Genomic DNA, 24171 nt, shown 5'->3' on the forward strand with positions numbered 1-24171 from the left:
TTGTAAAGAACTGTTATAAAAAAACCGCTTGTCACAGCCTGTTTGTAGGATTCTGCGACAGCTTGCGTGTTGGTGATAAACACCTCGGCACGTATGATTCTTTGCAAACTTCTCCAGAATAGGCCGCTATGTCCTTGATAGTGCTATTGCTTCTGCCGTTCTTGGGCAGTTGCCTGGCAGCTGTGCTGCCGCACAACGCACGTAACGCCGAGTCCATTCTTGCCGGGCTCGTAGCCCTGGTCGGTACCGTCCAGGTAGCACTTCTGTACCCTCAGATTGCCCATGGTGGCGTCATTCGCGAAGAGTTCCTGTGGCTACCCAGCCTGGGGATGAACCTGGTCTTGCGCATGGACGGCTTTGCCTGGCTGTTCTCGTTGCTGGTACTGGGCATTGGCACACTGGTATCGCTGTATGCCCGCTACTACATGTCGCCGCAAGACCCGGTGCCACGCTTCTTCGCGTTCTTCCTGGCCTTCATGGGCGCCATGCTCGGTCTGGTCATCTCCGGCAACCTGATCCAGCTGGTGTTCTTCTGGGAACTGACCAGCCTGTTCTCCTTCCTGCTGATTGGCTACTGGCACCACCGCGCCGATGCCCGTCGCGGCGCCTACATGGCGCTGATGGTAACCGGCGCAGGCGGCTTGTGCCTGCTGGTAGGGGCACTGCTGCTCGGCCATGTGGTCGGCAGCTACGACCTGGACAAGGTCCTGGCTGCCGGTCACATCATCCGCCAGCATGCGCTTTACCCGGTGCTGCTGCCCCTGATCCTCATCGGCGCCCTGACCAAGAGCGCACAGTTCCCCTTCCAGTTCTGGCTGCCCCACGCCATGGCAGCGCCCACGCCGGTGTCGGCCTATTTACACTCTGCCACCATGGTCAAGGCCGGGGTGTTCCTGCTGGCACGCCTGTGGCCGGTACTTTCCGGTAGCGAGGAGTGGTTCTGGATCGTCGGCGGTGCCGGTGCCCTCACCCTGCTGCTCGGCGCATTCGCCGCCATGTTCCAGAATGACCTCAAGGGCCTGCTGGCCTATTCGACCATCAGCCACCTGGGCCTGATTACCCTGCTGCTTGGCCTGAACAGCCCGCTGGCTGCCGTTGCCGCGGTATTCCACATTCTCAACCATGCCACCTTCAAGGCCTCGCTGTTCATGGCCGCCGGCATCATCGACCACGAGAGCGGCACCCGTGACATTCGCCGCCTCAGCGGCCTCGTCCGCCTGGTGCCCTATACCGCGACCCTGGCGATGGTCGCCAGCGCCTCGATGGCCGGCGTACCGCTGATGAACGGCTTCCTGTCGAAGGAAATGTTCTTCGCCGAGACGGTGTTCATCAGTTCTACCGCCTGGGTCGAGGCCACGCTGCCGGTAATCGCCACCCTGGCTGGCACCTTCAGCGTGGCCTATGCCCTGCGCTTTACCGTCGATGTGTTCTTCGGGCCGACGGCTCAGGACCTGCCCCATACCCCGCACGAGCCGCCACGCTGGATGCGTGCTCCAGTCGAGTTGCTGGTGCTCACCTGCCTGGTAGTGGGCATCTTCCCCGCCCAGTCGGTCGGCCCCCTGTTGGCCGCTGCAGCCCTGCCGGTGGTTGGCGGTACCCTGCCCGAGTACAGCCTGGCCATCTGGCATGGCTGGAACGCACCGATGGTCATGAGCCTGGTAGCCATGAGCGGCGGCATCGTCCTGTACCTGCTGCTGCGCAAGCAACTGCGCCTGGGCCGCTTCCCCTCCCCCCCCGTGATCGAGCGTTTCAATGGCAAGCGGCTGTTCGAGCATGGCCAGGTTCATCTGATGCTGCTGGCGCGTCGCCTCGAGCGCTTGCTCACCACCCGGCGCCTGCAGTCGCAGCTATTCATGCTGGTATTCGCCGCGTTCCTCGCGGGCCTCACGCCTATGTTCTATAGCGGCCTGAGCTGGGGTGACCGCCCGAAGATTCCGGGTTCGGGCGTGTTCGTCGCCCTGTGGTTGATCGCGATTGCCTGCGCCATCGGCGCCGCTTATCAAGCCAAGTACCACCGTCTGGCGGCCCTGATCATGGTCAGCGTCTGCGGCCTGATGACCTGCATTACCTTCGTCTGGTTCTCTGCGCCGGACCTGGCGCTGACCCAGCTGGTGGTGGAAGTGGTCACCACCGTGCTGATCCTGCTCGGCCTGCGTTGGCTGCCTAGGCGTATCGAAGGCGTGTCACCGCTGCCTGGCAGCCTGGAGCGCGCGCGCATGCGCCGCCTGCGCGACTTGCTGCTGGCCGTGCTGGTGGGTGGCGGCATGGCCGTGCTGTCGTACGCCATGCTGACCCGACCGACGCCCAACGACATTTCCTCGTTCTACTTGAGCCGGGCATTGCCTCAGGGCGGCGGCACCAATGTGGTCAATGTCATGCTGGTCGACTTCCGCGGCTTCGATACCCTCGGTGAAATCACCGTACTGGTGGCTGTGGCACTGACTGTGTTCGCCCTGCTGCGGCGCTTCCGCCCTCCGAAAGAGAGCATGCAGTTGCCAGCGCAACAGCGCCAGTTGGCGCCGGACGTGGTCACCGACCTGATCAACCCGCGGCATGCCACCGATACCGCGCTGGGGTTCATGATGGTGCCTGCAGCACTGGTGCGCCTGCTGCTGCCGATCGCCTTGCTGGTGTCGATGTACCTGTTCATGCGCGGGCACAACCAGCCCGGTGGCGGGTTTGTCGCTGGCCTGGTGATGTCGGTGGCGTTCATCCTCCAGTACATGGTGGCCGGCACCCAGTGGGTCGAAGCACAGATGAGCCTGCGGCCGCTACGCTGGATGGGTACCGGGCTGCTGTGCGCGACCCTGACCGGTGTCGGCGCCATGCTGCTGGGTTATCCGTTCCTCACCACCCATACCGCCCACTTGCACCTGCCACTGCTGGGTGATGTACACGTGGCCAGCGCGCTGTTCTTCGATATCGGCGTGTACACCGTTGTGGTCGGCTCGACCCTGCTGATCCTCACGGCCCTGGCGCACCAGTCGGTGCGCGCCTACCGCCCGGGCAACCCGGCAAAAACCAGCCAAGCAGGAGCCGCCTGATGGAAGAAGTGATTGCAGTCGCCATCGGCGTACTGGCTGCCTCCGGAGTGTGGCTGATCCTGCGCCCGCGTACCTATCAGGTGATCATGGGCCTGTGCCTGCTTTCGTACGGGGTCAACCTGTTCATCTTCAGCATGGGCAGCCTGTTCATCGGCAAGGAACCGATCATCAAGGATGGCGTTACCCAGGACCTGCTGCACTACACCGACCCGCTGCCGCAGGCACTGGTGCTCACCGCCATCGTCATCAGTTTCGCCATGACCGCGCTGTTCCTGGTGGTGCTGCTGGCCTCGCGCGGCCTGACCGGTACCGACCACGTGGATGGCCGGGAGCGTGACGAATGAGTGGTATGAGCCAACTGATTGTCGCCCCCATCCTGCTGCCGCTGATTACAGCGGCGATCATGTTGCTGCTGGGTGAAAAGCACAGGCATATCAAGGCCAGTCTGAACCTGCTGTCAACCTTCACCGGCCTGGCAATCGCGGTCTCTCTGCTGCTGTGGGTGCGCACCCAGGGCCAGGCAGCATCGATCGGCGTGTACCTGCCGGGCAACTGGCCAGCGCCGTTTGGCATCGTGCTGGTGGTGGACCACCTGTCCGCGCTCTTGCTGAGCCTGACCGGGGTCATCGGTTTCAGCGCCCTGCTGTTTGCCCGTGCCCGCTGGGACGGTGCAGGGGCCAGCTTCCATGCACTGTTCCAGATTCAGCTGATGGGGCTGTATGGCGCCTTCCTCACCGCCGACCTGTTCAACCTGTTCGTCTTCTTCGAAGTGCTGCTGGCCGCCTCCTATGGCTTGCTGCTGCATGGTTCGGGGCGTGCGCGGGTGCGCGCCGGCCTGCACTACATCGCCATCAACCTGTTTGCCTCGTCGCTGTTCCTGATCGGCGCAGCGATGCTGTATGGCGTAACTGGCACCCTGAACATGGCTGACCTAGCGCTGAAGGTTCCACTGGTACCGGAAGCCGACCGTGGCCTGCTGCATGCCGGTGCGGCAATCCTGGCCGTGGCCTTCCTGGTCAAGGCCGGTATCTGGCCACTGAACTTCTGGCTGGTGCCAGCTTACGCGTCAGCCAGCGCACCGGTGGCTGCATTGTTCGCCATCATGACCAAAGTCGGCCTGTACGCCGTGCTGCGCCTGTGGACGCTGCTGTTCTCCGGGCAGGCCGGGGCCTCTGCGCATTTCGGCGGCGAATGGCTGATTTACGGCGGACTGGTTACCCTGGCGGTGGCAGCGGTATCAATCCTGGCGGCACAGCGCCTGGAACGTATGGCGGCACTCAGTATCCTGGTCTCGGCCGGCACCCTGCTTGGCGCGGTGGGTTTTGCTCAGGCGGCACTGACCGGCGCGGCGCTGTTCTACCTGGTCAACTCGACCCTTGCGCTGTGTGCACTGTTCCTGCTCGCCGAACTGGTCGAGCGCTCGCGCTCGGCCAATGAAGCGCCGCTGGACGAAGAAGAAGACGCCATGCCCCCGCCACTGGAATCGCTGCACCCGCCCAAGGGCATCAACCTCGACGATGAACAGCAGGTGGTAATCGGCCAGATCATCCCGTGGACCATGGCCTTCCTCGGCCTCAGCTTCATCGCCTGCGCACTGCTGATCATCGGCATGCCGCCACTGTCAGGCTTTGTCGGCAAGCTCAACCTGATCAGCGCGCTGTTCAATCCACTGGGCCTGGGCGTGCCGGCCGAGCAGCCGCTGAGTGCCGCCGGCTGGGGCCTGGTAGCGTTGCTGATCCTGTCCGGCATGGCCTCGCTGATCGCCTTCGGCCGCGTCGGCATCCAGCGTTTCTGGAAGCCCGAAGAGCGCCCGTCACCGGTGCTGCGGCGCTATGAATGCCTGCCCATCGTCATCCTGCTCGGCCTGTGCCTCATCCTCAGCCTCAAAGCCGAGCCGTTGCTGCGCTACACCCAGGACACTGCCGCCAGCCTGCAGGCCCCCGATACCTATATCGAAGCCGTGATGGCCGCCCGGCCGATTCCTGGCCCCACCTCGCGCGACGTAGAGGTGCAGCCATGAACCGACTGTTCCCCGCCCCACTGCTATCGGTCTCGCTGTTCGGCCTGTGGCTGCTGCTGAACCTCTCGGTCAGCCCCGGCAACCTGCTGCTAGGCGCCGCACTTGGCATACTGGCGCCACTGTTGATGGCGCCCCTGCGCCCGCAGCATGCCCACGTACGGCGCCCCCTGGTCATCGCCCGGCTGATCGGTCGGGTCGGCATCGATGTGATCATCTCCAACCTGCTGGTGGCCCGTGGTGTGCTGCGGGCCGGCAAGCAGCCGCTACGCTCGGCGTTCGTTCACATACCACTGGCATTGCGTGACCCCCACGGCCTGGCAGCGCTGTCGATGATCACTACGGTGGTGCCTGGCACAGTCTGGTCCGAACTGGCACTGGACCGCAGTGTGCTGTTAGTGCATGTGTTTGAGCTGGACGATGAAGCGGCCTTCATACAGCACTTCAAGGACACTTACGAACGCCCGCTGATGGAGATTTTCCAATGACAGGCCTGCTCGCCAATGCCGTCCTCGCCAGCCTGTTCATCTTCGCCCTGGCCATGGGCCTGACGCTGATCCGGCTGTTCCGTGGCCCCTCCGCCCAAGACCGCGTGCTGGCCCTGGACTACCTTTACATCCTGGCCATGCTCACCATGCTGGTGCTGGGTATCCGTTATGCCAGTGACACCTACTTCGAAGGTGCCCTGCTGATTGCGCTGTTTGGTTTCGTCGGCTCGTTTGCCCTGGCCAAGTTTCTGCTGCGCGGAGAGGTGATCGAATGACTGAAGCCCTGGTACTGCCGTTCTGGCTGGAACTGGTCACGGCCGCGCTGCTGCTCACCGGCAGCCTGTTCGCCCTGGTCGGCGCCATAGGCCTGGTACGCCTGAAAGACTACTTCCAGCGCATGCACCCGCCAGCGCTGGCCTCGACCCTTGGCGCCTGGTGCGTTGCACTGGCCTCGATCATCTACTTTTCGTGGCTCAAGGGCACCCCTGTGCTGCACGCGTGGCTGATTCCTATCCTGCTGTCGATCACCGTGCCGATCACCACGCTGTTGCTGGCACGGGCGGCACTGTTCCGCAAGCGCATGGCGAAAGAGCCGGTGCCTGAAGAAGTCAGCAGCGGCCGAGACCGTGGCAATTGAAGGTTTGCCGTCTCAACCTTGGCTCAGGCGCTGCAACTCGCGCCGGACCATGGCGGCATATGGCGGCGGGCTAAGGCGATAGAGCTCAGCCGCCACCCAGTTCAACCAGGCGCCTTGCAGCCTCTCACGCCCGGCCAGCAAACGTTCTGCCTCAGCCACGGCATCTGCCTGGTGCTGCCGATGAAACTCGGCCCGCGATGCCGGCGCGTCGTCACTGTCGATCATTCACTGGCCTTGAAGGTGGTCAGTTCACCCTTGCGCCATTTGGCGACCTTGCCGGTCACTGCTTTAAGCAACTTGCCCAGGCCTTCCTGCACTTGTTGCTGCGCGGCGAATACCAGCATCACGCCATGGCCTTCACGAAACACGATGCCCTCGCCTTCCGGCACAGAAACGAAGGCGTAGTCGCCAACGCCATACACATTCAACTTGATTTCGCGAAAGCGCATTTCCAGCTTGCCACCTTCGCGGCTAGGCAATACGGCAGCACGAAAGTGGTCGCCGACTTTCAATTCAAGGCGCTGCTTGTCATCGACCACCAGTGCACTCTCGGTGTCGATTTCGGCCATGTACAAGCCTTCGGGACTCTGTTCGGTGACATAGATGAAGCGGCCCTGAAACAGTTGGGCCAATTTACCGCGCAAGTCGCCCAGGGCGAACAACGCATGCGTATCAAGTGTGCTGACTGCCAATGAAGTAATCCTCAACCGGTTACAACCCGCCCTCACCCAAGCTCGGGGAGGCGCGGCCATTTCTTATCGATAGGCAAAAAGAGTAATAAAGCGATATGCGAAATGTCTGTGCTCGCTGACGATGCAGCGCGCAGGAATCTTTACTCTGGTTTGCCAGACTCGCCCTCAACCGAAGGCGTTTGGCTCATTCCCGGCTTGGGAAGCGTGATGCCTGAAATCACTCGCCAGAAAACGCAACCAATGGAGTGAGCCTGCAAGAAGACAAGCCCTGGCATCCATGTGCGCATTACTGTAGGACAAATATGCCCGAAAACACCGAAACCCGTCGAGAGGCAATAAACATTTTCAGGCAGCCAGCCCTTTCTTCAGTTGCTGCTGCCAGGCAGCCTGACACTCAAGCGCTTCCTCGCGCGTGGCGAAGGCGGTGCCGCGGCGCTCGCCATTGACCAGCACCACCCAGCAAATGCGCTTGCCCAGCGCCTGGAAGGTGGCCGGCACGCCCGACCCTATCATTACAGCCACATCGACTCGGCTATTCATCATTCCCTCCGGAACTTAATTAGCACCCTAACGATAAAGCCATGATACGCCTGACAGTGGCGCGGAAACAGCGCATCCCGGTACAGCAGTGTTTCTTACGGCGCAACAAAAACGGTATCGACGAGAAACGCAAAAAGCCCCAGGGATTGCTCCGAGGGGCTTTGCACCGCGCGCGGATTTATACCTGGCGCTGGTGGCGATCGAGCTGCTCGTGGCGCTCCTGGGCTTCGATGCAGTACTTGGTGGTCGGGCTGATCAGCAAGCGCTTCAGGCCGATGGGCTCACCACTGTCATCGCACCAGCCGAAGCTTTCGTCGGCAATACGGTCCAGGGCCATTTCCAGCTGTGGCAGCAGGCGCTGGTCGCGGTCGATGGCATTTACCAGCCAGCTACGTTCTTCTTCGACCGAAGCCACGTCGGCAGGGTCTGACGGGGTGTCCAGGCCTTCGATGGTGGTGCGGCTGAGCTCGATGCGTTCATGGGTTTCGACTTTCATCGCCTGCAGCAGCTCAGTAAAGAAAGCAAGCTGGTCGGCGTTCATGTAGTCATCGGCCGACATGGCCAGCAACTGTTCCTTGGTCATCGATTTCTCTATGAAAAAATGTGCATTTGGGCGATTCATGTGCCGCCGATGCCTATGCATCGACAGCGGAATTCTTCAAGCGCCAACCGGCACTCTTTTACAGGGGGCGGCAGTCTAAGGCGCCAAGCGGCGTGGAGCAACTGCAAATGGGTGCGAATTTGCGTCCGCTGCTGACAATCCGCCGGTCGGCACCCCTGCTCAGCTGCAGGGCCAGTAGCAAACTGTGATTCCGGTAGGGCCCATCCGCCTGCCGTTGCCGTTGCCGTTGCCGTTGCCGTTGCCGTTGCCGTTGCCGTTGCCGTTGCCGTTGATCTTGATCTTGATCTTGATCTTGATCTTGATCTTGATCTTGATCTTGATCTTCGCGACTTCAGGAGGCCGAACGCAGGCCTTGCGGAGGCAGGTGACGGGCATGGATGCCCGTCAAGCGCTGAGGCCCCAGGATGGGGCCTTCGGCGCGGTCCTGCCGGGAGCAAGGCCGGAGTGAGGGGACCCCGGAGCGCAGCGCAGGGGCCGGATGATGGGAGCGCAGCGTTTTTTGGTTACTTTTTGTCGCGTTTGACAAAAAGTGACTCGCCGTAAGGGCGAAAAGGTGAGTCAGCGTCGCCATCGCAAACGGCCTGTTCGCTGAGTCAAAACAGACAAGTTCGCCTCTTGCTTCTTGCTTCTTGCTTCTTGGATGTGGGCATCCACATCGAGTAGGTATTCATTCACGAAGGTGGCGCATAGTCACCTTTCCGCCCTTACGGCGGGTCACTTTTTGTCAAACGCGACAAAAAGTAACCAAAAAACGCTGCGCTCCCATCATCCGGCCCCTGCGCTACGCTCCGGGGTTCCCTCGCTCCGGGCTTGCTCCCGGGAGGACCGCGCTGCAGGCCCCATCCTGGGGCCCAGCGCTTGACGGGCATCCATGCCCGTCACCTCCCTCCGCAAGCCCTGCGCTCGGCCTCCTGAAGTCGCAATCTGCGTCGCCTGAACTATCGCGCGCTTAGAAGCAAAAGCAAAAGCAACGGCAACGGCAACGGCAACGGCAACGGCAACGGCAACGAACCGAGTCTGATCAACGGTCCTTGAACTGTGCCTCGCGCTTGGCGATGAATGCGGCCATGCCTTCTTTCTGGTCTTCGGTGGAGAAAGCCGCATGGAAGACCCGACGCTCAAAGCGTACCCCCTCGCTGAGGGTGACTTCAAACGCTCGGTTGACGCTCTCCTTGACCATCATGCTCACCGGAATCGACTTGCTGGCAATGGTCGCCGCCACCTTCAGCGCCTCTTCCACCAGTTCTGCCTGCGGCACGATCCGCGCCACCAAACCTGCACGCTCGGCCTCTTCCGCCCCCATCAGGCGGCCGGTCAGGCAAAGCTCCATGGCCTTGGCCTTGCCCACCGCACGCGTCAGGCGCTGGGTGCCGCCCATGCCCGGCAGCACGCCCAGGTTGATTTCCGGTTGACCAAACTTGGCGTTGTCGGCAGCGAGGATAAAGTCGCACATCATCGCCAGCTCGCAGCCGCCGCCCAAGGCAAACCCGGACACGGCAGCAATGATCGGCTTACGGCGATTGGCAATGCGATCGGCGTCGCTGAACAGGTCGTCGACGTAGATCTGCGGGTATTGCAGCTCGGCCATTTCCTTGATGTCAGCGCCAGCGGCAAAGGCTTTGGCCGAGCCTGTCAGCACCACGCAGCCGATGTTCGGGTCGCGCTCGAGCTGGTCCAGGGCCTGGTTGATCTCGCCGACAATCTGCGCGTTCAGCGCATTGAGCGCCTGCGGGCGGTTGAGGGTGATCAGGCCAACCTTGCCGTGGATGTCCAACAGGATGGTTTCGAATGCCATGCAGTCTGCTCCTTCAAAGATTGCGCGCAATGACCATGCGCTGAATGTCGCTGGTGCCTTCGTAGATCTGGCAAACCCGAACGTCGCGATAGATCCGCTCCAGCGGGAAGTCACTCAGATAGCCATAACCGCCCAGGGTCTGCAAGGCATCCGAACAGACCTTTTCGGCCATTTCCGAGGCAAACAGCTTGGCCATCGATGCTTCCACCAGCGCCGGGCGCCCCGCATCACGAAGGGCGGCGGCGTGCAATACCATCTGCCGGGCCACGGAAATCTTCGTCGCCATGTCGGCCAGGCGAAAGGCCACGGCCTGGTGCTGGATCAACGGTTTGCCAAAGCTCTGGCGCTCGTTGGCGTAGTCGCGCGCCACTTCGAACGCCGCGCGGGCCATACCCACCGCTTGCGAGGCGATGCCGATACGGCCGCCCTCAAGGTTGGCCAGGGCGATCTTGTAGCCTTCACCCTCCGCCCCCAACCGATTGGCCACTGGCACGCGCACATCGTCGAAAACGATCTGGCAGGTGTCGGAGGCGTGCTGGCCGAGTTTGTCCTCGACCCGTGCTACCTGGTAGCCCGGCGAGTCGGTCGGCACGATGAAGGCGCTGATGCCACGCTTGCCAGCCTCCGGGTCGGTGACTGCAAACACGATCACTACCCCGGCGTTCTGCCCCGAGGTAATGAACTGCTTGCTGCCATTGAGCACATAGTGGTCGCCCTCCAGGCGTGCTCGGGTCTTCAGGCTGCTGGCATCGGAGCCAGCCTGCGGCTCGGTCAGGGCGAAAGCACCGAGCATCGCACCTGTCGCCAGCGGGGTGAGGAACTGCTCTTTCTGCTGCTCGTTGCCGAAGCGCAGGATCGGCACGCAACCCACCGAGTTGTGCACGCTCATGATGGTCGAGCAGGCGCCATCGCCCGCAGCGATTTCCTCCAGGGCCATGGCATAGGCCACATAGCCGGTGTCGCTACCGCCCCACTGCTCCGGCACCAGCATGCCGAACAGGCCCAGTTCGGCCATTTCGTCGATGGCCTCTTTCGGGAAGCGATGTTCCTTGTCCCATTGCTCGGCAAACGGTCTCAGGCGCTCCTGGGCGAAGGCGCGTACCGCGTCGGCGATCTGTTGTTGCTCGTCATTTACCAGCATGGTTCACCTCAGTACAGGCATTCAACAGCCATGGCCGTGGCCTCGCCACCGCCGATGCAGATGGCCGCCACACCCCGGTGCAGATTGTTCTGGCGCAAGGCCGACAACAGGGTGACCAGAATACGTGCGCCAGAAGCGCCGATCGGGTGCCCGAGGGCGCAGGCGCCGCCGTGAATATTGACCTTGTCGTGTGGCAGATCGAGGTGTTTCATGGCCGCCAGGGTGACCACGGCGAAGGCCTCGTTGATCTCGAACAAGTCGACCTCGGCCAGGTTCCAGCCGGTGCGTTTCATCAGTTTGTCGATCGCGCCGATCGGGGCGGTCGGGAACAACGCCGGGGTGTCGGCAAAGGCGGCGTGACCGTGGATGACGGCCAATGGCTTGAGGCCACGTTTGTCGGCCTCGGAGCGACGCATCAGTACCAGCGCCGCAGCGCCGTCGGAAATCGAACTGGCGTTGGCCGCCGTCACGGTGCCGCCTTCACGAAACGCCGGTTTGAGCTGCGCAATCTTGTCCAGGCGCGCCTTGGGCGGCTGCTCGTCATCCTTGATGACACGCTTTTCCTTGCCCTCGGTGACTTCCACCGGCACGATCTCGGCGGCAAAACGGCCGCTGCTGATGGCGTCCTGCGCTCGGGTGAGCGAGGCGATGGCGAACTGGTCCTGGGCTTCGCGGCTGAAGGCATTGGCCTGGGCACAGTCCTCGGCAAAGGTGCCCATCAGGCGGCCTTTGTCGTAGGCGTCTTCGAGGCCGTCCATGAACATGTGGTCGATGATCTTGCCGTGGCCCATGCGGTAGCCACCACGGGCTTTGTCCAGCAGGTACGGCGCGTTGGTCATGCTTTCCATGCCACCCGCCACTACCACGTCTGCGGTGCCGGCCAGCAGCAGGTCATGGGCCATGATCGCAGCTTGCATCCCCGAGCCGCACATTTTGTTCAGGGTGGTGCAGGTGGTGTGCTTGTCCAGCCCCGCGCCCAGCGCGGCCTGGCGTGCCGGCGCCTGGCCCTGGCCGGCTGGCAGCACGCAGCCGAACAGTACCTGCTCGACACAAGCGGCATCGATGCCGGCACGTTCCACGGCACCACGGATGGCAGCGCTGCCCAGTTGCGGCGCAGTCAGGCTTTTGAGGTCGCCCTGCAGCCCGCCCATGGGCGTGCGTACGGCGCTGACGATAACGATGGGGTCATTGGCGAGGGGCATGTTCGTTCTCCTTACTTGGCAGCCATGCGCAGCGCACCGTCGAGGCGGATGACCTCACCGTTGAGCATGCTGTTCTCGATGATGTGGCGGGCCAGCGCAGCGTATTCCTGCGGGCGACCCAAGCGGGGCGGGAATGGCACGCCGGCAGCCAGAGAAGCACGTACCTCTTCGCTCATGCCGGCCATCATGGGGGTTTCAAAGATGCCCGGAGCGATGGTCATCACGCGGATGCCGAAGCGCGCCAGTTCGCGCGCGGCCGGCAAGGTCAGGCTGGCAATGGCACCCTTGGAGGCGGCGTAGGCGGCCTGACCAATCTGGCCGTCATAGGCGGCAATGGAGGCCGTGTTGATGATGACCCCGCGCTCGCCGCCCTCATCGGCAGCCCCTTCGGCCATGGCCGCTGCAGCCAGACGCAACAGGTTGAAGCTGCCGATCAGGTTGACGTTGATGACCTTGGCGAAGCTGGCCAGGCCATGTGGGCCCTGCTTGCCCAGCACCTTCTCGGCACCGACGATGCCAGCACAATTGACCAACCCATGCAGGCTGCCAAAGGCGCTGATAACTGCATCGACAGCCGACTGGGCCGCCTGCTCGTCACTGATATCAGCCACGGCGAAACGGGCGTTGTCGCCCAGCTCGCGAGCCTTGGCTTCGACAGCCGGGGCATTGAGGTCGACCAGCATGACCTTGGCACCAGCCTCGACCAGCATCTGTGCAGTAGCGGCACCCAGCCCGGAAGCGGCGCCGCTGACGATGAAATGTTTATTGGCGATGTGCATGAGTTCTTTCCTTTCAGACGCTGACAGGGGTGGCCTGTTGCGCTTGTTGTTTGGCGACTTCCTGGTTGCGCAGGATGAAGCGTTGCAGCTTACCGCTCGGGGTCTTGGGCAGTTCGCTGACGAATTCGATTTCCCTCGGGTAGGCATGCGCGTAGAGACGCTGGCGCACGTGCTGGCGCAAGGTTTCTTCCAGCTCGACGCTGCCGGCGTAGCCGCTGGCCAATACCACGAACGCCTTGATCAGCTCGGTGCGCTCCGGGTCGGGCTTGCCGATCACCGCTGCCTCGATCACCGCCGGGTGCTCGATCAACGCACTTTCCACATCGAACGGCCCCACCCGGTAACCGGAGGTGGTGATCACGTCGTCGCTACGGCCGACGAAGCTGATGCTGCCATCCGGGTTCAGCTCGACAGTGTCGCCGCTGAGGTAGTACTTGCCGACGAAGGCTTTGGTCGGCAGGCCGTGGTAACCACCGAACCAGCACAGCGGCGACTGCTCACGGTCAACGGCGAGGATGCCTGGCTGGCCGGCTGGCAGCTCGTTGCCCTGCTCGTCCAGCACCACGATGCGGTGGCCAGGAATGGCATAGCCGGCAGAACCCAGGTGCACCGGATGCTGCAGGCCATGGTGGTTGCACAGCACCATGCCCAATTCGGTCTGGCCATAGTGATCGTGAATGGTCACGCCCAGCTCGTCGGCGAACCAGCGGATCACCTCGGGGTTAAGCGGTTCGCCCGCACTGCTGACCACTCGCAGGCGGCCCTTGATCGGTGCCGAAAAATCTTTGCCCGCCGCAATCAGCAAGCGATACGCAGTGGGCGAGCCGGCCAGGTTGGTAATGCCCAGCTTGTCGATCACCCGGGCGCAGCTTTCGACACTGAACGGGCCATCGTAGAACGTGGTGGCATGCCCCAGCGACAACGGACCGGTCACGGCGTAATACAAACCGTAAGCCCAACCCGGGTCGGCCAGGTTCCAGAAGTTGTCCTCAGGCAGCAGCTCGATGGCATCACGCATGTAGCCCTGAAACGCGACAATCGCGCGCAGTGGCACTTCCAGGGGTTTTGCCGGGCCAGTGGTTCCAGAAGTGAACATCAGCAGGAACGGATCGTTGCCTGAGCGCATCACCGGCTCGCAGACATCCGCTGCGCTTTCCAGGCATTGCTGGAAGTCCAGTTCACCACTGCGGGCCTTGACGGTGATAATGGTCGGGCAGGCGTGCACCTCGTCCAGCTTGGCGCGGTTCTGGCTATCGGTGACCACCACTCGGGCGTGAGATTGCTCAAGCCGGTGCTCGATGGCCTTGGGGCCGAACGCCGTGAACAAGGGCTGATAAACCGCCCCAAGGCGCCAGGTAGCAAGGATGGTCACCAGCAGTTCGGGGGTGCGCGGCATCAAGCCGGCAACCCGGTCTCCAACGCCCACCCCCTGCGCCCTTAGCACATTGGCGAACCGTGCAGCCTGCACCTGAAGCTGGTCGAAGCTATAGCGCGCGCTGTTACCGTCGCGATCTTCATGTATCAGCGCCAGCTTGCCGTCACCGGCATGCCGGTCACAACATTCGACACAGGCATTAAGGGCCTCAAGGCTGCCATGCAATGCCGCCACTGCGGCCTGGGCATGGTCAAACGCACGAGCGGCCTCGGCGTAATCGCGCATCATCGGACTCCTGGTTTCTTGTTTTTGGAGTTGAAGCATCGGTCCGACGATGTTCGCGCCGCTCATGCGCGGCGGCAATGGCCAAAGCTGTCAATCTGGATGACTGGTTTGGCCGCCGCTCATCACCCCTCTGCGCGCTCGGCTGCCCGCAGGTAGGACTGGGTGAGCGCCCGACCAGGCGCTCGACATGGACGCCGTGTCATGCCTGCCGCCGCAAGCGATGGCCCTTCAGTGCCCTGCCCCTCGCGCCTGGATCAATGCCCGATAATGCCCCGGGTTGCAGCCGAACCACTTGCGAAATGCCTTATAGAACGAGCTGCTGTCGGCAAACCCCAAACGCTCGGCAAGCTCGCCCATGGCCACGTCTTCCTGGCTGAGCCAGGCGATCGCCAGCTCCCGTCGTACGCTGTCCTTCAGGCCCTGGTAGTTCTGCCCCTCTTCTGCCAGGCGCCGCCGCAGGGTCGATGGCGACAGGCACAGCTGCCGGGCCAGGCTGTCAGCATCGGGCCATTGCTCAGGGGCCAGGCGCAACAGGTCGGTGCGGATACGCCGCCCGAGGCTGGCCGGGTCACGGTACTTGACCAGGATATTGCCCGGCGCTTCGGCCAGAAAACGCTGCAGTTCCTCCTCGCTGCGGCGCAGGGGCAAGTCGAGGCATTGCGAAGCAATGATCATGCGTGTGCGTGGACGCTCAAAATGCAGGCTCTCCGAAAACATGACCCGGTAGTCGTCGCAAAAAGGCGGTTCGGCACAACGCAGATCGATGCTCAGAATCGGGATGCGCCGCCCGGCCAGCCAGCAAGCCACGCCATGCACGATCATCCAGAACGTGAAATAGGTAAACGCACGGCGCGGTTCGTCACGCGGCTCATTGATGACAATTTCGGCCAGGCCTTCCTGGCGCACCAGGCTGGGCTGCATGTCTTGAAGCATCAGCGACAGAAATGCCAGCGAGGTTTCCAGGCCTGCGCCCAGGGTCGGTTGGCCCATGCTGGCACGGCACATGAAAGCCAGGCTGCCACTGCACAAACCGCGCGGGTCCATCGCGAAAAACTCGTCGTTGCAGCGCCGGGCCAGCAAGCGCCACAGGCGGGCATAGGATTCGGCACTGACCCTTGCCTCTGGCAGGTGCAGTTGTTCAACGGCGATGCCCGCCCTGGCCAGCAAGCCACTGTCAGGCTCACCGGCAGGGCAGGTCTGCAACAGCGCTTCGCGCACCAGTTGCATGGAAATGGTGTCTTTGTCGCTCATCGACGGTCCTGTCGGCTGATTGCCGGCCATATTAGGGTGCCCCGCAGCAAACAGCCATCACAGCCCCGCGGCCAGACTCAGGAATGCCTGAATCAGGCGCAGTTCGCGACGGCGCTCCAGGCAGCCGATCACGTGTTGGTTGACAAGGCCCTCACCGGCCAATGGTCGTGCCACCACACGGGGATCATTGGCCACTTCAGTGGAAGAAACAACGCCAATCCCCAGTTGCGAGGCCACTGCCTCGGTTACCGCCTCCCGGCTGTCCAGTTCCAGCAATACACGCGGTTGCACGCCCGCCTTGAGGCAGGCCTTGTCGAAGGTGCGCCGCGTGGTGGAGCTGGGTTCGCGCAGCACCATGATCTGCTGGTGCAGCGCGGCCAACGGCAAGTCCTCCCGCTCGGAGGCCCAGGTATGCCCCACAGGTAACAACGCACACAGGCGCGACTCACAGAGCGTTTGCAGATGCAGCCCCTTGCGCGGCTCGATTTCGGTCAGCACCGCCACGTCGGCATGCTCGCCAAGCAGCGCAGCCAACGTCTCCTGTGCATTGCCCAGGCGCAAGTTGACGGTGACGCCAGGGTACCGCTCACGCAGCAGCGCCAGCATCGGCATGACCCGGTGCGGGCCGTCGGCGGCTACCTCCAGGCGCCCGGTCAGCAGCTGGCGGTTGGCCTCGAGCATGGCCTGCGCCTCTTCGGCCAGGCCGAACATGGCGCGGGTGATGGCCGCCAGGCGCGTGCCCTCCTCGGTCAGTTCCACGCGCCGTGCGGTACGCCGCAGCAAGGTGATCTGGTAGTGCTCTTCCAGGGCCTTGACGTGCCCGGTCACCGCCGGCTGGCTGATGAACAGGCGCTCGGCAGCACGGGTAAAGCTGCCCTCACGGGCCACGGCGTCGAAGGCGCGTAGCTGGAACAGGTTCATATTTATCGGCCTGACTTATAGCTGGGATAACAACAAACAATTTGATTGATGACAACGCGAATTGCAACCTAGGCCCCGTAGTTTCAGCCCACCGCTTGTGAGGAATAACGGAATGAGCAACGCCCCGATTCTGCTGACCCCAGGTCCCCTGACCACATCAATCCGCACCCGCCAAGCCATGCTGGTGGACTGGGGCTCCTGGGACCGTGACTTCAACCAACTGACTGCCAGCGTCTGCGAACAACTGCTGGCCATCATCGACGGCGCCAGCAGCCACCACTGCGTTCCCCTGCAAGGCAGCGGCACCTTCGCCGTGGAAGCGGCCATCGGCACCTTGGTGCCACGCGATGGCAAGGTTCTGGTACTGATCAACGGCGCGTACGGCCAGCGCCTGGCAAAGATCTGCAAAGTGCTGGGTCGCACCTACAGCACCTTCGAAACGGCCGAAGACCAGCCGACCACCGCCGCCGACGTCGACCGGCTGCTGGCCAAAGACCCGGCCATCACCCATGTGGCGCTGATCCACTGCGAAACCAGCACCGGCATTCTCAACCCGCTCCCCGAGATCGCCCAGGTGATCAAACGCCATGGCAAGCGCCTGATCATCGATGCCATGAGCTCGTTCGGAGCATTGCCGATCGATGCCCGCGAAATCCCCTTCGAAGCGCTGATCGCAGCCTCCGGCAAGTGCCTGGAAGGCGTACCCGGCATGGGCTTCGTCTTCGCCGAAAAGAACGCCCTGGCGGCCGCCGAAGGCAATGCCCACTCGCTGGCCATGGACCTGCACGACCAGCACGTCTACATGGCCAAGACCGGGCAATGGCGCTTCACCCCGCCTACCCACGTGGTCGCGGCCCTGCATGAAGCGCTGCAGCAATACAACGAGGAAGGTGGCCTTCCGGCCCGCCACCAGCGCTACGCAGACAACTGCAAGACGCTGCTCGACGGCATGGCAGCCATCGGCCTGCGCAGTTTTCTGCCCGCCGAAATCCAGGCGCCGATCATCGTCACCTTCCACGCCCCCACCGATGCCCGCTACCAGTTCAAGGACTTCTACGAGCGGGTCAAGGCCAAGGGATTCATTCTCTACCCGGGCAAGCTGACCCAGGTCGAAACCTTCCGCGTCGGCTGTATCGGTGTGGTCGGGGCGGACGGCATGCAGGCCGCCGTGAATGCCGTGGCCGAGGTGCTGCGGGAAATGGAAGTGCTGGACATCTGACGCTTTGCCCACCCGAACCCAGGAATTCGCGCACATGAACTACAACAACCCCACCCAACTGCAAGCCGCCATCCTCGACTGGGCTGGTACCGTGGTCGATTTCGGCTCATTCGCCCCCACCCAGATCTTTGTCGAGGCCTTTGCCGAGTTCGACGTGCAGGTGTCCATCGAGGAAGCCCGAGGCCCGATGGGCATGGGCAAATGGGACCATATCCGCACCCTGTGCGACGTACCGGAAATTGCCGAGCGCTACCGCAAGGTGTTCGGCCGTACCCCGACCGATGATGACGTCACCGCCATCTACAACCGCTTCATGCCGCTGCAGATCGAGAAGATCGCTGTGCACTCGGCGCTGATCCCCGGTGCGCTGGACACCCTCACCGGTCTACGCCAGGACGGCCTGAAGATCGGTTCGTGCTCGGGCTACCCGAAAGTGGTGATGGACAAGGTGGTTGAACTGGCGGCGCAGAACGGCTATGTGGCCGACCACGTGGTGGCCACAGATGAAACCCCGAACGGCCGCCCATGGCCGGCCCAGGCCTTGGCCAACGTGATTGCGCTGGGGATTGACGATGTAGCGGCCTGCGTGAAGGTGGACGACACCGTGCCAGGCATTCTTGAAGGCCGCCGTGCCGGCATGTGGACCGTGGCACTGGTCTGTTCGGGCAATGCCCTGGGCCTGACCTGGGAAGGCTTCCGGGCGCTGAGTGCCGAAAAACTGGAAAGCGAGCGCCAGCGTATCCATGCACTGTTTGCCGGCTCCCGCCCGCACTACCTGATCGACACCATCAACGATCTGCCCGAAGTGATTGCCGACATCAACCGGCGCCTGGCCAAGGGCGAGATGCCGCAAGCCTTCTGACCCTGCGGTTTCTCTGTGGAAGCGGCCCTTTTGCGAAACAGGGCCGCTCCACACCCGACTACCCTCAGGCTTGAACGCTATTGCGGCAATTGCACCTGCGGTTTGGTCGCGGCAAAGATCGCCCAGCTGGAGACGAACAGCGCCGCGATCAATGGGCCGATCACGAAGCCGTTGAGGCCGAACACCGCCAGCCCGCCAAGGGTCGACACCAGGATCAGGTAGTCCGGCATGCGGGTATCCTTGCCCACCAGGATGGGCCGCAACACATTATCCACCAGGCCGATCACCAGCACCCCGAATGCAGTAAGCACCACCCCTGGCAGTATCGCCCCGGTCAGCAGGAAATACGCCGCCACCGGCGCCCAGATGATGCCAGCGCCCACCGCCGGCAGCAGCGACAGAAACGCCATCAGCACCGCCCACACCAATGCACTCGGGATATCCAGCACCCAGAAAATAAAGCCACCCAATGCACCTTGGGTAATGGCCACCAGCACGTTGCCCTTCACCGTCGCCCTCACCACACGATTGAATTTCAACTGCAAACGACGCTTCTGGTGCTCGGGCAGCGGCACGGCCATGCGCACCCGGCGCGCGACTTCCGGGCCATCACGCAGGAAAAAGAACAGCAGGTACAGCATGATGCCGAAACTGATCAGGAACTCGAATGTGCCCTGGCCAAAGCTGAATGCCTGGCTGGCCAATACCTGGCTACCCTGGGTTGCCCACTTGGTGATCTTGTCACGCAACCCGTCGAGGTTACCCATGCCCATGTTGTCCAGGCCACGCTGGGCGAATGCCGGGAGCATGTCCTTGCCGCGCTCGACGTAACCGGCGATGTCCAGTTGCCCGCTTTCGATGCGCTGGTACAGCGTGGCGCCCTCTTGTACCAGCAGGGCGCTGGTGATGATTACCGGCAGGATCGCCACAAGCAGGCACACCAGCGTGGATGTGACCGCGGCAAGGTTACGCCGCCGCCCGCTGCGGATCAGCAAATGACGCTGCAGCGGGGCGAACAGGATACCGAGGATCACCGCCCAGAAGATTGCGCCGTAATACGGCAGGAGAATCCAGAAGAAGGCAATGGTCACCAGCGCCAAAAGTACTGCCAGGGCTTTGTTCTGTAGCGCGGTTTCGTTCATCGCAGTTCCTCACATGGCTTATGAGTGATTAGTGCACCGCACCTGGACAAAAGTGCCGCGCTCTCTTGACGCAAATCAATACGCACCTTGTCCATCGCCCCTAGCATCGCCGCCTTTTTGCCCCGGTGCGCACATGAACCCTACTGCCAAGCCCGAACTGCTGGCCCCCGCCGGCACTCTAAAGACCATGCGCTACGCGTTTGCCTACGGCGCCGATGCGGTCTACGCCGGCCAGCCGCGTTACAGCTTGCGGGTGCGCAACAACGAGTTCGATCACGCCAACCTGGCACTGGGGATCGAGGAGGCGCACGCCTTGGGCAAGCGCTTCTACGTGGTGGTCAACATCGCCCCGCACAATGCCAAGCTCAAGACCTTCCTCAAAGACCTGGCACCCGTGATCGAGATGGCGCCGGACGCGCTGATCATGTCCGACCCCGGCCTGATCATGCTGGTGCGCCAGCACTTCCCGCAGATGCCGGTGCACCTGTCGGTGCAGGCCAACACCGTCAACTGGGCGAGCGTGCAGTTTTGGCAGCAACTTGGCCTGAGCCGGGTGATCCTGTCGCGAGAGCTGTCGCTGGACGAAATCGAAGAAATCCGCCAGCAGGTGCCAGGAATGGAGCTGGAAGTGTTCGTGCACGGCGCCCTGTGCATGGCCTATTCCGGCCGTTGCCTGCTGTCGGGCTACCTCAACAAGCGCGACGCCAACCAGGGCACCTGCACCAATGCCTGCCGCTGGAAATACGACGCCACACCAGCCACCGAGAACGCCACCGGTGACATCGTGCGCCAAGTGCAGCCCACCCTGGGCCTGGGTGCCCCCACCGACCAGGTGTTCCTGCTGCAGGAAAGCAACCGCCCCGGCACTGAAATGCCGGCGTTCGAGGATGAACACGGCACCTACATCATGAACGCCAAGGACCTGCGCGCCATCCAGCACGTCGAGCGCCTGGCCTTGATGGGTGTGCATTCGCTGAAGATCGAGGGTCGCACCAAATCGCACTTCTACTGTGCCCGTGCGGTGCAGTCGTATCGCCAGGCGATCGACGACGCGGTGGCCGGGCGGCCATTCGACCGCGCCCTGATGGGTAACCTCGAATCCTTGGCACAACGCGGTTACACCGAAGGTTTCCTGCGCCGCCACGTGCACGACGAGTACCAGAACTACCAGCGGGGCAACTCGGTGTCCGAACGCCAGCAATTCGTTGGCGAGCTGACCGGCGTGCGTATCGACGGCCTCGCCGAGGTCAAGGTGAAGAACCGCTTCGCCGTGGGCGACCATCTGGAGCTGATGACCCCGCGCGGTAACTACCACTTCGACCTGCACCGCCTGCACAACCGCCAGCAGCACGCCATCGAGGTCGCACCGGGCGATGGCCATGTGGTGTACCTGCCGATTCCGGAACAGGTTGCCCTCGACTACGGCCTGCTGATGCGCGACCTCCGCATCGACGAAGCAGCAAGCTGACAACACTGTAATGTGCACCTCAGCTACCTGACAGCCGGCGGCAGCGAACATCGTGGCTCTTCTGCATGAGGCCACGCCATGTTGCGCAACCCCTCCCGCCGTACGTTTGTCAAAGGCCTGGGCGCCGCCAGCACGCTGGCGGGCCTGGGGCTGTGGCGCCCGCTGGCTCAGGCCGCCGAAGGCCGAGACCTGGCCGGCCAGCATTTCGAGCTGTTCATTGGCCAGACCCCGGTCAACATCACAGGCCGGCCGCGTACCGCACTGACCGTCAACAACAGCCTGCCCGGCCCACTGCTGCGCTGGCGCGAAGGTGACACCGTGACCTTGCGCGTGCGCAACCGACTGGCGCAGGACACCTCGATCCACTGGCACGGCATCATCCTGCCGGCCAACATGGACGGCGTGCCTGGCCTGAGCTTCGCTGGCATCGAGCCCGGCGGCGACTACCTGTACCAGTTCACCCTGCGCCAGAGCGGCACCTACTGGTACCACAGCCATTCGGGGCTGCAGGAGCAAGCCGGGGTATACGGGGCGATCGTGATCGAGCCACGCGAGCCCGAAACGCACCGCTACCAGCGCGATCATGTGCTGCTGTTCAGCGACTGGTCAGACCAGGCGCCGGAGCAGCTGATGGCGACGCTGAAGAAGCAGTCCGACGCGTACAACTTCCACAAGCGCACGGTTGGCGACTTCATCGAAGACGTGGCCGAAAACGGCTGGAGCCCCACCGTCGCCGAACGCACGGCCTGGGCACGCATGCGCATGAGCCCAACCGACCTCGCGGATATCAGCGCCGCCACCTACACCTACCTGCTCAACGGCCAACCACCACAAGGCAACTTCACCTGCCTGTTCCAGCCAGGCGAAACCGTGCGCCTGCGGCTGATCAACGCCTCAGCCATGACCTATTTCGACTTCCGCATCCCCGGGCTGAAGCTGACGGTGATCGCCGCCGACGGCTTGCCGGTGACCCCGGTGAGCGTGGATGAAGTGCGCATTGCCGTGGCAGAGACCTACGACGTGCTGGTGACCGTGGGTGACCAACCCGCCTACACCCTGTTCGCCCAAAGCATGGACCGCACCGGCTTCGCCCGCGGCACCCTGGCCCGTGCGGCCGGGCTGCAGGCACCGGTGCCTGCCCCCGACCCACGCCCAGTGCTGAGCATGGAGGACATGGGCCACGGCGGTATGGATGCCATGGCGGGCATGGACCACAGTAACCCGCCCGGCATGAACCACGGCAACATGGCCGGCATGGGCCACGCCGCCATGTCGGTCATGCAGCAACACCCGGTCAGTGAAACCGGCAACCCGCTGGTGGACATGCAGAGCATGGCACCGCGTCCCAACCTGGCCGACCCTGGCATAGGCCTGCGTGACAATGGTCGCCGCGTGCTGACCTACGCCGACCTGCGCAGCCCCTACCCCGACCCGGACGGCCGCCCGCCATCGCGTGACATCGAGCTGCACCTGACCGGCCATATGGAGCGCTTCGCCTGGTCGTTCGACGGTATCAAGTTCAGCGACGCCGAACCGCTGCGGCTGACCTACGGTGAGCGCGTGCGTATCACCCTGGTCAACGACACCATGATGACCCACCCCATCCACCTGCACGGCATGTGGAGCGACCTGGAAGACGAGCATGGCCAGTTCCTGGTGCGCAAGCACACCGTCGACATCCCGCCCGGCAGCCGACGCACCTACCGGGTGACCGCCGACGCGCTGGGCCGCTGGGCCTACCACTGCCACTTGCTCTACCACATGGAGAGCGGCATGCTCCGCGAGGTACGCGTCGATGAATGACACCCGCAACCGCAGCATCGTGGCAGGCGTGACGCTACTGACCTTGCTCGCCAGTGAACGGGCGATGGCCGCGGGTTTCGAACACGCGAACCACGGCCAGATGGGCCATCAGGCCATGCCCATGAACCATGAAAGCATGGGCCATGGCCAGCCTTTCCTCAGCCAGCCTCGCACACCCCTGCCTGTCATCACCGACGCCGACCGCCGCGCCGCCTTCCCGCCATTGCCAGGGCACCCAGTGCATGACCGGGCGCTGAACTGGGCAGTGATCGTGGACAAGCTCGAATACCAGAACTTCGAGAGCAGCAGCGCCCTGAACTGGAACGCCACCGCCTGGGTCGGCGGCGATATCGACCGCTTGTGGCTGCGCACCGAAGGCGAACGCGAACAGGGCAATACCCACAAGGCCGAGCTGCAGGCGCTGTGGGGCCATGCCGTGAGCCCGTGGTGGGAACTGGTGGCCGGTGTACGCCAGGACTTCAAGCCTGCCAGTGGCCAAACCTGGGCCGCCTTCGGCATCCAGGGCACACCGTTGTACGGCCTGGAGCTGCAAGCCACCGCCTATGCAGGCGAGCGGCAACAGACCGCGCTGCGCCTGGAAGCCGCTTACGCTATGCTGCTGACCAACCGCTGGATACTGGAGCCGACCCTGGAGGCCAACCTCTACGGGCGCAACGATGCCGGGCGCGAACAAGGCGCGGGGCTGGCCGACAGCGAGGTGGGCCTGCGCCTGCGCTACGAGATCACGCGCGGCTTCGCCCCCTACGTCGGGCTCAGTTTCAACCGCCTGCACGGCTCGCGTGCCAACCAGGCCCGCGAAGACGGCGAAGACCTGGGCCAGACCCGCCTGGTCGCCGGTATCCGCCTGCGTTTTTAAAGGAGTGCTTC

24 protein-coding genes are annotated in these 24171 nt (G+C 63.2%); 11 read left to right on the forward strand and 13 right to left on the reverse strand.

Annotation, left to right across the window (positions count from 1 at the left end):
- Positions 1 to 128 precede the first annotated feature (128 nt).
- The 6 genes from AC3B5Q_RS17235 to AC3B5Q_RS17260 are packed head-to-tail and all read left to right on the forward strand — an operon-like array spanning position 129 to position 6186.
- Positions 129 to 3044: a monovalent cation/H+ antiporter subunit A gene (locus tag AC3B5Q_RS17235; RefSeq protein WP_021783189.1), complete on the forward strand. Its 2916-nt coding sequence runs from the start codon at positions 129 to 131 to the stop codon at positions 3042 to 3044.
- Positions 3044 to 3388: a Na+/H+ antiporter subunit C gene (locus AC3B5Q_RS17240; RefSeq protein WP_003250128.1), complete on the forward strand. Its 345-nt coding sequence runs from the start codon at positions 3044 to 3046 to the stop codon at positions 3386 to 3388. Before AC3B5Q_RS17235 ends, AC3B5Q_RS17240 begins: the two co-directional genes overlap by 1 nt.
- Positions 3385 to 5064, forward strand: coding sequence for a monovalent cation/H+ antiporter subunit D (locus AC3B5Q_RS17245; protein WP_021783190.1), 1680 nt, complete (start codon positions 3385 to 3387; stop codon positions 5062 to 5064). The genes AC3B5Q_RS17240 and AC3B5Q_RS17245 overlap by 4 nt, the downstream gene beginning before the upstream one ends.
- Positions 5061 to 5549 (forward strand): Na+/H+ antiporter subunit E, encoded by a 489-nt coding sequence (locus tag AC3B5Q_RS17250; protein WP_021783191.1) that lies wholly within the window; start codon positions 5061 to 5063, stop codon positions 5547 to 5549. Before AC3B5Q_RS17245 ends, AC3B5Q_RS17250 begins: the two co-directional genes overlap by 4 nt.
- Complete coding sequence (locus AC3B5Q_RS17255; protein WP_021783192.1) at positions 5546 to 5824, forward strand: K+/H+ antiporter subunit F; 279 nt, start codon at positions 5546 to 5548, stop codon at positions 5822 to 5824. The genes AC3B5Q_RS17250 and AC3B5Q_RS17255 overlap by 4 nt, the downstream gene beginning before the upstream one ends.
- A complete protein-coding gene (locus AC3B5Q_RS17260) occupies positions 5821 to 6186 on the forward strand; it encodes a Na+/H+ antiporter subunit G (protein ID WP_021783193.1) in 366 nt (121 codons plus the stop codon). The genes AC3B5Q_RS17255 and AC3B5Q_RS17260 overlap by 4 nt, the downstream gene beginning before the upstream one ends.
- A 12-nt stretch (positions 6187 to 6198) precedes the next feature.
- Here AC3B5Q_RS17260 and AC3B5Q_RS17265 read toward each other — a convergent pair whose 3' ends face one another.
- The 12 genes from AC3B5Q_RS17265 to AC3B5Q_RS17320 all read right to left on the reverse strand — a co-directional run bounded on the left by AC3B5Q_RS17265 (position 6199) and on the right by AC3B5Q_RS17320 (position 16789).
- Positions 6199 to 6411: a hypothetical protein gene (locus tag AC3B5Q_RS17265; RefSeq protein WP_103469257.1), complete on the reverse strand. Its 213-nt coding sequence runs from the start codon at positions 6409 to 6411 to the stop codon at positions 6199 to 6201.
- Positions 6408 to 6878: a hypothetical protein gene (locus tag AC3B5Q_RS17270; protein WP_003250101.1), complete on the reverse strand. Its 471-nt coding sequence runs from the start codon at positions 6876 to 6878 to the stop codon at positions 6408 to 6410. The genes AC3B5Q_RS17265 and AC3B5Q_RS17270 overlap by 4 nt, the downstream gene beginning before the upstream one ends.
- Positions 6879 to 7223: 345 nt before the next feature.
- Positions 7224 to 7418 (reverse strand): hypothetical protein, encoded by a 195-nt coding sequence (locus AC3B5Q_RS17275; RefSeq protein WP_021783195.1) that lies wholly within the window; start codon positions 7416 to 7418, stop codon positions 7224 to 7226.
- A gap of 178 nt (positions 7419 to 7596) precedes the next feature.
- Positions 7597 to 8001: a TraR/DksA family transcriptional regulator gene (locus tag AC3B5Q_RS17280; RefSeq protein WP_003250099.1), complete on the reverse strand. Its 405-nt coding sequence runs from the start codon at positions 7999 to 8001 to the stop codon at positions 7597 to 7599.
- Between the two features lie 198 nt (positions 8002 to 8199).
- Positions 8200 to 8415 carry a hypothetical protein gene (locus tag AC3B5Q_RS17285; RefSeq protein ID WP_325948494.1) on the reverse strand — a complete coding sequence of 72 codons (216 nt, stop codon included), beginning with the start codon at positions 8413 to 8415 and terminating at the stop codon, positions 8200 to 8202.
- A 646-nt stretch (positions 8416 to 9061) separates the two neighbouring features.
- Positions 9062 to 9835: an enoyl-CoA hydratase gene (locus AC3B5Q_RS17290; protein WP_003250095.1), complete on the reverse strand. Its 774-nt coding sequence runs from the start codon at positions 9833 to 9835 to the stop codon at positions 9062 to 9064.
- Positions 9836 to 9848: 13 nt separating this feature from the next.
- Complete coding sequence (locus AC3B5Q_RS17295) at positions 9849 to 10976, reverse strand: acyl-CoA dehydrogenase (RefSeq protein WP_021785352.1); 1128 nt, start codon at positions 10974 to 10976, stop codon at positions 9849 to 9851.
- A gap of 8 nt (positions 10977 to 10984) precedes the next feature.
- A complete protein-coding gene (locus tag AC3B5Q_RS17300; protein ID WP_021785353.1) occupies positions 10985 to 12178 on the reverse strand; it encodes an acetyl-CoA C-acyltransferase in 1194 nt (397 codons plus the stop codon).
- 11 nt (positions 12179 to 12189) lie between these two features.
- On the reverse strand, positions 12190 to 12957 hold the full coding sequence (locus AC3B5Q_RS17305; protein ID WP_488392687.1) for an SDR family NAD(P)-dependent oxidoreductase: 768 nt from the start codon (positions 12955 to 12957) through the stop codon (positions 12190 to 12192).
- Between the two features lie 13 nt (positions 12958 to 12970).
- Complete coding sequence (locus AC3B5Q_RS17310; protein WP_021785355.1) at positions 12971 to 14617, reverse strand: acyl-CoA synthetase; 1647 nt, start codon at positions 14615 to 14617, stop codon at positions 12971 to 12973.
- 228 nt (positions 14618 to 14845) lie between these two features.
- Positions 14846 to 15868, reverse strand: a complete 1023-nt coding sequence (locus AC3B5Q_RS17315; protein WP_021785356.1) for an AraC family transcriptional regulator — start codon at positions 15866 to 15868, stop codon at positions 14846 to 14848.
- Positions 15869 to 15925: 57 nt separating this feature from the next.
- The gene (locus AC3B5Q_RS17320) at positions 15926 to 16789 is read right to left on the reverse strand and encodes a LysR substrate-binding domain-containing protein (RefSeq protein WP_135192760.1); all 864 of its coding nucleotides are present in this window, start codon (positions 16787 to 16789) and stop codon (positions 15926 to 15928) included.
- Positions 16790 to 16901: 112 nt separating this feature from the next.
- Between AC3B5Q_RS17320 and AC3B5Q_RS17325 the strand changes: the two genes are divergently transcribed.
- A complete protein-coding gene (locus AC3B5Q_RS17325) occupies positions 16902 to 18008 on the forward strand; it encodes a 2-aminoethylphosphonate--pyruvate transaminase (protein WP_135192761.1) in 1107 nt (368 codons plus the stop codon).
- 34 nt (positions 18009 to 18042) lie between these two features.
- On the forward strand, positions 18043 to 18870 hold the full coding sequence (gene phnX, locus AC3B5Q_RS17330; RefSeq protein WP_003250077.1) for a phosphonoacetaldehyde hydrolase: 828 nt from the start codon (positions 18043 to 18045) through the stop codon (positions 18868 to 18870).
- Positions 18871 to 18947: 77 nt separating this feature from the next.
- Here the strand turns inward: phnX and AC3B5Q_RS17335 are convergent, their stop codons facing one another.
- Entirely contained in the window at positions 18948 to 20012 is a 1065-nt protein-coding gene (locus AC3B5Q_RS17335; protein ID WP_021785358.1) for an AI-2E family transporter, read from the reverse strand.
- Positions 20013 to 20145: 133 nt separating this feature from the next.
- Here AC3B5Q_RS17335 and trhP point away from each other — a divergent pair, with 133 nt between their 5' ends.
- The 3 genes from trhP to AC3B5Q_RS17350 all read left to right on the forward strand — a co-directional run bounded on the left by trhP (position 20146) and on the right by AC3B5Q_RS17350 (position 24160).
- Positions 20146 to 21480 (forward strand): prephenate-dependent tRNA uridine(34) hydroxylase TrhP, encoded by a 1335-nt coding sequence (gene trhP, locus AC3B5Q_RS17340; RefSeq protein ID WP_021785359.1) that lies wholly within the window; start codon positions 20146 to 20148, stop codon positions 21478 to 21480.
- A 78-nt stretch (positions 21481 to 21558) separates the two neighbouring features.
- Positions 21559 to 23283, forward strand: coding sequence for a copper resistance system multicopper oxidase (locus AC3B5Q_RS17345; protein ID WP_488392688.1), 1725 nt, complete (start codon positions 21559 to 21561; stop codon positions 23281 to 23283).
- On the forward strand, positions 23276 to 24160 hold the full coding sequence (locus AC3B5Q_RS17350) for a copper resistance protein B (RefSeq protein ID WP_021785361.1): 885 nt from the start codon (positions 23276 to 23278) through the stop codon (positions 24158 to 24160). The genes AC3B5Q_RS17345 and AC3B5Q_RS17350 overlap by 8 nt, the downstream gene beginning before the upstream one ends.
- Positions 24161 to 24171 lie beyond the last annotated feature (11 nt).

Source organism: Pseudomonas sp. D5(2026) (assembly GCF_057766845.1).